The sequence below is a fragment of the Pseudomonas sp. 2VD genome (genome assembly GCF_005503585.1).
GTDB lineage: Bacteria > Pseudomonadota > Gammaproteobacteria > Pseudomonadales > Pseudomonadaceae > Pseudomonas > Pseudomonas aeruginosa.
This window is the reverse complement of record NZ_SCND01000433.1, coordinates 1-4,509: the sequence shown is the minus strand read 5'-3', so window position 1 is coordinate 4,509 and position 4,509 is coordinate 1. Positions and strand designations below refer to the sequence as shown.

Sequence of the window (4,509 nt, the reverse complement as noted above, 5' to 3'; positions counted from 1 at the left end):
GGGTGGGCATGGCGCTCTGGAACCGCAGCGCCACGGCGAGACCGGCATCGACCCGCAGCTGGTGGCCGCCCTGGAGCGCCAGTACGGCTTCGACAAGCCGCCGCTGCAACGGCTCTGGCTGATGCTGTCGAGCTACGCCCGGCTGGATTTCGGCGAGAGCTTCTACCGCGACGCGCGGGTCGTCGACCTGATCGCCGAGAAGCTGCCGGTCTCGCTGTCCCTGGGCTTGTGGGCGACGCTGATCACCTACCTGGTGTCGATTCCCCTGGGGGTGGCCAAGGCGGTGCGCCACGGCAGCGCCTTCGACCTGTGGAGCAGCGCGTTGGTGGTGGTCGGCTATGCGGTGCCCGGCTTCCTCTTCGCCATCGTCCTGATCGTGCTGTTCGCCGGCGGCAGCTACCTGGACTGGTTCCCCCTGCGTGGCCTGGCTTCCGAGGGCGCCGAGCGCCTCGGCGCGCTGGCGCGTTTCGCCGATTACCTCTGGCACCTGGCGCTGCCGGTGGGTTCGCTGGTGGTCGGCGGTTTCGCCAGCCTGACCCTGCTGACCAAGAACAGCTTCCTCGACGAGATATCCAGGCAGTACGTCGCCACCGCTCGCGCCAAGGGCCTCAGCGAGCGCCGGGTGCTCTACGGCCATGTGTTCCGCAACGCCATGTTGCTGGTGGTGGCCGGGCTGCCGGCGGCGCTGGTCTCGGTGTTCTTCACCGGGTCGCTGCTGATCGAGGTGCTGTTCTCCCTCGACGGCCTCGGCCTGATGGGCTACGAAGCGGCGCTCGGCCGCGACTACCCGGTGGTGTTCGGCAGCCTGTTCATCTTCACCCTGCTCGGGTTGCTGGTGAAGCTGGCCGGCGACCTGGCCTACAGCCTGGTCGACCCGCGCATCGACTTCGCCGCGAGGAAACAGTGAGATGGCCATCGTCCTTTCCCCGCTGCACCGCCGCCGCCTCGCCGCGTTCCGCGCCAACCGCCGCGGGCGCCTGGCGCTGCGGCTGTTCCTCGCGCTGTTCGTCGCCTGCCTGTTCGCCGAGCTGATCGCCAACGACCGCCCGCTGCTGCTGGAATACCGTGGCCAGTGGTTCCTGCCGGTGCTGCGGGACTATCCGGAAACCGCCTTCGGCGGCGAACTGCCGTTCCCGCCGGACTACCGCGGCCGCTTCATGAGCGAACGCATCGCCCGCGACGGCTGGGCGCTGTGGCCGCCGATCCGCTTCGACGCCCGCAGCATCAACTACGCGCGCCCGGCGCCGGCGCCGCCCTCGGCGGAGAACTGGCTAGGCACCGACGACCAGGGCCGCGATGTGCTCGCGCGGGTGATCTACGGCTTGCGCCTGTCGATCCTCTTCGCCCTCGGCCTGACCCTGGCCTCGTCGTTGCTGGGAATCTGCGCCGGCGCGGTGCAGGGCTACTACGGCGGCTGGATCGACCTGTTCGGCCAGCGCTTCATCGAGGTCTGGTCGGGTCTGCCGATGCTTTACCTGCTGATCATCCTCGCCAGCCTGGTGCAGCCCGGGGTCGGCTGGCTGCTGGCGATCATGCTGCTGTTCTCCTGGACCAGCCTGGTCGACGTGGTTCGCGCCGAGTTCCTGCGCGGTCGTCACCTGGAGTACGTCAAGGCGGCGCGGACCCTCGGCCTCGGCGACGCCGGGGTGATGTTCCGGCACATCCTGCCCAACGCCATGGTTGCGACCCTGACCTTCCTGCCGTTCCTGCTCTGTGGCGCGGTGACCACCCTGACCGCCCTGGACTTCCTCGGTTTCGGCCTGCCGCCCGGCTCGCCGAGCCTTGGCGAACTGGTCGGGCAGGGCCGCGACAACCTCCAGGCGCCCTGGCTCGGGCTGACCGTGTTCGTGGTCCTGGCGACCTTGCTCAGCCTGCTGGTGTTCATCGGCGAAGCGGTGCGCGACGCCTTCGATCCGAGGAAATGAGATGAACCGGGAACTGTTGCGAGTGGAAAACCTGAGCGTCGCCTATGGCGACACGCAGGTCGTGAAGGGGATCGACTTCAGCCTGCGCGCCGGCGAGACCCTGGCCCTGGTCGGCGAGTCCGGCTCCGGCAAGTCGCAGACCGCCCACGCCCTGCTGCGCCTGCTGCCGGGCGCGGCGCGCCTGGGCGGCAGCGTGCGCCTGGACGGCGAGGAACTGCTCGCGCTGTCGCCGCAGGCATTGCTGGCGATTCGCGGGCAGCGCATCGGCATGGTGTTCCAGGAGCCGATGACCTCGCTCAATCCATTGCAGCGCATCGGCCGCCAGGTCGGCGAGGGCCTGCGCCTGCATCGCCGCCTGCGTGGCGCCGCGCTGCGCGGGCGGGTACTGGAACTGCTCGAACTGGCCGGCCTCGAGCAGCCGCGACGCCTGCTCGAGGCCTATCCGCACCAGCTCTCCGGCGGCCAGCGACAGCGAGTGATGCTGGCCATGGCGCTGGCTTGCGAGCCGCAACTGCTGATCGCCGACGAACCGACCACGGCTCTCGACGTTACCGTGCAGAAACGCCTCCTGGAGCTGCTGCAAAGCTTGCAGCGACGGCTGGGCATGGCGATCCTGCTGATCAGCCACGACCTCAACCTGGTGCGTCGGGTCGCCGACCGGGTCTGCGTGATGCGCGATGGCCGGATCGTCGAGGAGAACGCCTGCGAGACGCTGTTCCGTTCGCCCCGGCATCCCTACACGCGGCTGCTGATCGAGGCCGAGCCGGGTGGCCTGGCGGAGCCGGTGGCGTGCCGCGAGACCTGCCTGGAGGTGCGCGCGCTGAGCCTCGACTATGCCGCGCCCGGCGGCTGGCTGCGCCGGCGCGCGGGACTGCGCGCGGTGCACGAGGTCAGCCTGCGGCTGCGCCGTGGCAGCACCCTGGGGATCGTCGGCGAAAGCGGTTCGGGCAAGTCCTCCCTCGGCCAGGCGCTGCTGCGCCTGTTGCCGGCCGAAGGGCAGATCCTGTTCCAGGGCGAGCGCCTCGACCGGCTGCACGGCAAGCGCCTGTTGCCATTGCGCCGGCAGTTCCAGGCGGTGTTCCAGGACCCCTACGGCAGCCTCAACCCGCGCCTTAGCGTGGAACAGATCGTCGGCGAAGGCCTGCGTATCCATGGCATTGGCGCTGCCGGCGAACGCCGCGCGCGGGTGCTGGAGGCGCTGCGCGAGGTCGGTCTCGACGAGCCTTGCCTGGAACGCTATCCCCACGAGTTTTCCGGCGGCCAGCGCCAGCGCATCGCCATCGCCCGCGCGCTGGTGCTGAAGCCGGCGCTGATCCTGCTCGACGAACCGACCTCGGCGCTCGACCGCAGCGTGCAGTGCCAGGTGGTCGAGCTGCTGCGTCGGTTGCAGCGTCGCCACGGGCTGAGCTACCTGTTCATCAGCCACGACCTGGCCGTGGTACGCGCCCTGGCCCACGACATCCTGGTACTCAAGGACGGCCGGGTGGTGGAGCAGGGCAGCGCCGCTGCGCTGTTCAGCCAGCCGCGCCACCCCTATACCCGCGAGTTGCTCGGAGCGATACCCGCGCTGCGCCTGGAAGAGCACCTGCGGGTGGCCGGGCTGGGAATCTGAGGCGGGAAACCATGCAGACTCTAAGGATGTTCCGAAAGGTTCTTTCCAGACGCCCCGGCGCTTTTCTTAAGATCGGCCTGCGGGCCCGTCAGGGACAAGGAGCCATGTCGGCTTCCGGGGCCGTTCGATCGATTGGGGGAATGCGATGAGTTCGTTACCGTTGTACTTCGATTACGCCGCCACCACGCCCGTGGACGAGCGCGTGATCCGGGCCATGGTGGAGTGTCTCGGCTACCAGGCGTGTTTTGGCAATCCCGCGTCGAACTCCCATGCCTACGGCCGCCAGGCGCGGCGAGCGGTGGAGCGGGCCAGGGAGCAGGTGGCCGCGCTGGTCGGCGCCAGCGCCGGGCAGATCGTCTGGACTTCCGGTGCCACCGAATCCAACAACCTGGCCCTCAAGGGCGTGGCCCAGGCGCTGGACACGCCCGGCCACCTGATCACCAGTCGCCTGGAGCACAAGGCGGTGCTGGACACCGTGCAGCAACTCGCCGATGACGGCTGGAGCGTGACCTGGCTGGCGCCCGGCGCCGATGGCCTGATCCGGCCGGAACAGGTGGAGGCGGCCTGGCGCGCCGATACCCGCCTGGTGTCGCTGATGCGGGTCAACAACGAACTCGGCACCCTGACCGACATCGCCGCCATCGGCGAACGGGTGCGCGAGCGCGGCGCGCTGTTCCACGTCGACGCGGCGCAGGCCAGCGGCAAGGTGGCGATCGACCTGGGCCGCCTGGCGGTGGACCTGATGTCGTTCTCCGCACACAAGACCTACGGGCCCAAGGGCATCGGCGCGTTGTACGTCGGGCCGCGCGCCGAGCGCCGGCTGAAGGCGCAGATCCACGGCGGCGGACACGAGCAGGGCCTGCGCTCCGGGACCCTGGCGACCCACCAGATCGTCGGCATGGGCGAGGCCTTCGCCCTCGCCGGCGAGCTTTTCGAGGAGGAGGGCAGGCGCATCGCCGGACTCCAGCGGCG

General features: G+C 69.7%; 4 protein-coding genes. All 4 read left to right on the top strand.

The genetic code is table 11. From position 1 onward, the window contains the following. A partial coding sequence (yejB, locus tag FFS27_RS29025; RefSeq protein WP_033938892.1) for a microcin C ABC transporter permease YejB occupies window positions 1–907 on the top strand: 907 nt, incomplete at its 5' end. Between the two features lies 1 nt (window position 908). Then, window positions 909–1,925 (top strand): ABC transporter permease, encoded by a 1,017-nt coding sequence (locus FFS27_RS29020; RefSeq protein WP_003109648.1) that lies wholly within the window; start codon window positions 909–911, stop codon window positions 1,923–1,925. A gap of 1 nt (window position 1,926) precedes the next feature. After that, a complete protein-coding gene (locus FFS27_RS29015) occupies window positions 1,927–3,537 on the top strand; it encodes an ABC transporter ATP-binding protein (protein ID WP_023101311.1) in 1,611 nt (536 codons plus the stop codon). 145 nt (window positions 3,538–3,682) lie between these two features. Beyond that, a partial coding sequence (locus tag FFS27_RS29010) for an aminotransferase class V-fold PLP-dependent enzyme (protein ID WP_137952385.1) occupies window positions 3,683–4,509 on the top strand: 827 nt, incomplete at its 3' end.